1 protein-coding gene is annotated in these 5,501 nt (G+C 70.9%); it reads left to right on the top strand.

All coding sequences use genetic code 11. From position 1 onward, the window contains the following. Positions 1-5,501 (top strand): amino acid adenylation domain-containing protein (locus tag ACFVX4_RS41445; RefSeq protein WP_389988510.1); only part of this gene is annotated, 5,501 nt, incomplete at both ends.

Here is a 5,501-nt window from a genome sequence, read left to right as displayed (position 1 = left end):
GGTGTGTCGGTGCATGCGGATCAGCCGGTGTACGCGATGTTCACGTCGGGTTCGACGGGGGTGCCGAAGGGTGTCGCGGTCACGCATCGCAATGTGGCGGACCTGGCGGCGCAGACGATGTACGCCAACGGCAACCACGGTCGGGTGTTGTTCCACTCCGCGATGGCGTTCGATGCCTCGACGTACGAGATGTGGGTGCCGTGGCTGAACGGTGGCACCCTCGTCGTCGCCCCCGCGGGACATCTCGACGCGGCAGCGTACGAGGAGTTGATCGCTGCGCACGGGATCACCGCGCTGTGGCTGACGGCGGGTCTGTTCCGGGTGATGGCGGAGGAGGTTCCGGAGGCGTTCGCCGGGGTGCGTGAGGTGTGGGCCGGGGGTGATGTGGTTCCGCCGGAGGCAGTACGCAGGGTCATGGACCGTTGCCCGGACGTCACCGTCGTGAACGGTTACGGTCCGACGGAGACGACGACCTTCGCCGCCACCCATCGCATTCACCGCCCGCTGGACTACACGGGTGCGATCCCGATCGGCGAGCCTCTCGACAACCACCGGCTGTACGTGTTGGACGAGGGATTGCGGCTGGTTCCGCCGGGAACTCCCGGCGAGCTGTACATCGCGGGAGCCGGCCTGGCACAGGGCTATCTCGACCGCCCGGCGCTGACCGCCGACCGCTTCGTCGCCGACCCGTACGGTCCGGCCGGTACGCGGATGTACCGGACGGGCGACCTGGTCCGCTGGAACCTCGAAGGCTCCCTCGAATACCTCGGCCGCGCCGACCAGCAGGTCAAGCTCCGCGGCTTCCGCATCGAACTCGGCGAGATCGAGAGCGCGTTGGCCGCTCAGGAGGCGGTGGGGCAGGCGACGGTCGTGGTCCGGGAGGGCCGGCCCGGCGACAAGCGCCTCGCCGCCTACCTGGTCGCCGCCGACGGCGCCCGGATCGACACCGAGGCGGTGCGTCGCGAGATCGCCGGCACGCTCCCGGAGTACATGGTCCCGTCCGCCTTCGTGGTCCTCGACGAGATCCCGCTCACCGTCAACGGCAAGGTCGACCGACGCGCCCTGCCCGCCCCGCAGTTCGGCAACGACGCCACCGGGCGCGCACCCCGGGGGCCGGGCGAGGAGGTCCTGTGCGGTCTCTTCGCGGAGGTCCTCGGACTGCTGTCGGTCACCATCGACGACCACTTCTTCCACCTCGGCGGGCACTCCCTGCTCGCCACCCGCCTCATCAGCCGCATCCGGCAGACCTTCGGTGTCCAGATCACCGTCCGGGACCTCTTCCAGGGCCCGACGGTGGCCTCGCTGGCCGAGTACGTGGAAGCGGGCGGTGACGCGGTGCAGCGGCCCGCGCTCCGGGAGGCGGTCAGGCCCGAGCGGGTGCCGCTCTCCTCGGCCCAGCAGCGCCTCTGGTTCCTGCACCACCTGGAGGGGCCCTCGGCGACGTACAACATTCCGCTGGCCCTGCGCCTCACGGGCGCACTCGACCATCAGGCCCTCCAGCTCGCGCTCACCGACCTGGTGGTGCGGCACGAGTCGCTGCGCACCCTCTTCGGAATGGCGGACGACGCCGCCTACCAGTGGCAGCTTCCGGCGGCCGAGGTCCGGGTGGAGCTGCCCGTCATCGCGACGACCGAGGCCGCACTCGAAGCGGAGCTCGGCGCACAGGCCGCCCGCAGCTTCGACCTGGAATCCGAACTGCCGGTCAGAGCTGCCCTGTTCGCCCTCGGCGACCAGGAACACGTCCTGCTGGTGGTGATGCACCACATCGCCTCCGACGGCTGGTCCACCACCCCGCTGCTGCGGGACCTGACGGCCGCCTACACGGCGCGCACGCAGGGCACCGCCCCCGCGTGGGAGCCGCTGCCGGTCCAGTACGCCGACTACACCCTCTGGCAGCAGGAACTGCTCGCGGCGGACGGGGAGCGGCAGGCGGAGTTCTGGCGCCACACTCTGGACGGGCTGCCCGACGAGGCCACCCTGCCGGCCGACCGTCCGCGTCCGGCGGTCGCCACCTACCGCGGCTCCACCCACGGCGTCCACGTTCCCGCGGAGCTGCACGACGCGCTGACACGGCTGGCCCGGGAGACCGGCAGCACCATGTTCATGGTGGTCCAGGCCGCCGTCGCCACCGCACTGTCCCGCTCCGGCGCGGGGGACGACATCCCGATCGGCGCCCCGATCGCGGGCCGCTCGGAGCAGTCCCTGGACGATCTGGTCGGCTTCTTCGTCAACACCCTGGTGCTGCGCACGGATCTGACCGGCGACCCGAGCTTCCGCGACCTGCTCTCCCGGGTCCGGGAGGCCGACCTGGCGGCGTGGGCCCACCAGGACCTGCCCTTCGACCGGCTGGTGGAGACCCTCAACCCCGAGCGCTCCACCGCCCGGCACCCCCTCTTCCAGGTGGTGCTCACCCTTCAGGAAGCGCTCACCCCCACCCTCGAACTCCCGGGAATCTCCGCCGAGTCGCGCTTCACGACGTTGGAGATCTCCAAGTTCGACCTGACCTTCTCCTGCCATGAACACCGCACGGCCGACGGCCGCCCGGGTGGACTGGACATCAGGGTCGAGTACGCCACCGACCTGTATGACGCCGGCACCGTCGAGGCCGTCACCGGCCGACTGGTCCGGCTGCTGGGCGACGCCGTCGAGCGCCCCGAAGTCCCCGTCGGCGAGCTGGAGTTCATCGGTTCGGACGAGCGTCACCAGCTGCTTGAGCGATGGAACGGCGCGGTCACCGGTTCCTCCGGTGCGGGCCTCGCGGAGTTGTTCGCCGCACAGGCCGCCCGTACCCCGGACGCGACAGCACTGGTCGACGGCGACCGGGAGTTGACCTACGCGGAGCTGGACGCGGAAGCCAACCGGCTGGCCCACCATCTCGTGGGCCTCGGTGTCCGGCCGGAGAGTGTCGTCGCCGTCCTGATGGAGCGGTCGGCGGACCTGCTCACCGGGCTCCTCGCAGTGGTCAAGGCCGGCGGGGTCTACGCCCCGCTCAACACCGCGGACCCCGACACCCGTCTGCTGCGGATCCTCACAGAGACCGCGGCGTCGGTCCTGCTCACCGACCAGGCGCTGGCCGATCACCCGATCGTGGCCCGGACCGCCGCCGAGACCGTCGTGCTCGATGGCAACGACGGCTTCGCCCACCTCCCGTCGACACCACCGGCGCCCCGCGCCCACCCCGACCAGTGGCTGTACGTGATGTTCACCTCGGGTTCGACGGGGGTGCCGAAGGGTGTCGCGGTCACGCATCGCAATGTGGCGGACCTCGCCGCCCAGACCATGTACGCGAACGGCAACCACACCCGGGTGCTCTTCCACTCACCGCACACCTTCGACGCCGCGACCCACGAGATCTGGGTGCCGTGGCTGAACGGGGGAGCGGTCGTGGTGGCGCCCCCGGGCTACCTCGACCCCGGGACCCTGGGCGGGCTGCTGACCGAGCGCGGGATCACCGCGCTGTGGCTGACGGCGGGTCTGTTCCGGGTGATGGCGGAGGAGGTTCCGGAGGCGTTCGCCGGGGTGCGTGAGGTGTGGGCCGGGGGTGATGTGGTTCCGCCGGAGGCGGTGCGCCGCGTCATGGACCGTTGCCCGGACGTCACTGTCGTGAACGGTTACGGTCCGACGGAGACGACGACCTTCGCCACCACCCACCGCATCCACCGCCCGCTGGACTACACGGGTGCGATCCCGATCGGCGAACCCCTGGACAACCACCGGCTGTACGTGTTGGACGAGGCTTTGCGGCTGGTTCCGCCGGGCACCCCCGGCGAGCTGTACATCGCCGGCGCCGGCCTCGCCCGTGGCTACCTGGGCCGGCCGGGCATGACGGCCGATCGTTTCGTGGCCGACCCGTACGGCCCGGCCGGTACACGGATGTACCGGACCGGCGACCTGGTCCGCTGGAATCCTGAGGGTTCCCTCGAATACCTCGGCCGCGCCGACCAGCAGGTCAAGCTCCGCGGCTTCCGCATCGAACTCGGCGAGATCGAGGGCGCGTTGACCGCCCACGGTCGCGTGGGGCAGGCGACCGTGGTGGTCCGGGAGGACCGGCCCGGCGACAAACGCCTCGTCGCCTATCTCGTCGCCGCCGACGGCGCCCGGATCGACGTGGCCGAGCTGCGCGGTCATGTCTCGGACGCCCTGCCCGAGTACATGGTCCCTTCCGCCTTCGTCGTCCTCGACGAGATCCCCCTCACCACCAACGGCAAGGTCGACCGACGCGCCCTGCCCGCACCCCAGGTCTCCCACGCCACCAACGGTCGCGCCCCGCGCACACCGCAGGAAGAGGTGCTCTGCGGCCTCTTCGCGGCCGTTCTCGGACTGCCGTCGGTCACCATCGACGACCACTTCTTCCACCGGGGCGGCCACTCGGTGCTGGGCACCCGCCTCATCAGCCGCATCCGGCGCGCGTTCGGGGTCCAGCTCGGGGTGAAGGACCTGTTCCGGAACCCGACGGTCCTTGCCCTCTCGGAGTGCGTCACCGCGGGCAGCGGCGAACTGCCCCGGCCGGCACTGATGCCCGAGGAGCGCCCGGAGATCATCCCGCTCTCGTCCGCGCAGCAGCGTCTGTGGTTCCTCGACCAGATGGAGGGCCCTTCCGCCACCTACAACATCCCGCTCGCCCTGCGACTCAAGGGCTCCCTCGACCACCGGGCCCTCCAGCTCGCCCTCACCGACCTCACCACACGCCACGAGGGCCTGCGCACCGTCTTCCCCACCCACGAGGGCACCCCCCACCAGCACATCCTTCCCCCGGCCAGCATCGACCTCCCCCTGATCGCCACCACCGAGGAGGAGCTCACCGCACGACTGGCGGACCTCTCCTCGGCCTCCTTCGATCTGTCCGTCCAGCCGCCGATCCGCACGCATCTGCTCTCGGTCGGCGAGCAGGAACACATCCTGCTGGTGGTCATCCACCACATCGCCTCCGACGGCTGGTCCAACGGACCGCTCTTCCGCGACCTGGTCACCGCCTACGAGGCCCGCACCGAGGGCTCCGCCCCCGCGTGGGAGCCGCTGCCGGTCCAGTACGCCGACTACTCCCTCTGGCAGCAACGGCTCCTGGGAAGCGACGAGGAACGTCAACTCGACTACTGGCGCGACACGTTGGCCGAACTTCCGGAGGAGGCCACGCTCCCGGCCGACCGGCCCAGGCCGGCCACCGCGTCCAACCGGGGCACCACACACACCGTGCACTGCTCGGCGGCCCTGCACGACTCGCTCACCTCGCTGGCCCAGGACACCGGCAGCACCCTGTTCATGGTGGCCCAGGCGGCGGTTTCGACCCTGCTGTCCCGCTCCGGCGCCGGCCACGACATTCCGCTCGGTTCACCCGTCGCAGGGCGCACCGACCCGGCCCTCGACGATCTCATCGGCTTCTTCGTCAACACGCTCGTCCTGCGTACCGACACCAGCGGCGATCCGAGCTTCCGTGAGCTGCTGACCCGGGTCCGGGAGACCGACCTCGCCGCCTGGAGCCACCAGGACCTGCCGTTCGACCG

Origin of the sequence: Streptomyces sp. NPDC058240, from assembly GCF_042882135.1 — a bacterium.
Lineage (GTDB): Bacteria > Actinomycetota > Actinomycetes > Streptomycetales > Streptomycetaceae > Streptomyces.
Note: the sequence above shows the minus strand (reverse complement) of the source record. Positions and strands in the feature narration are given on the sequence as shown.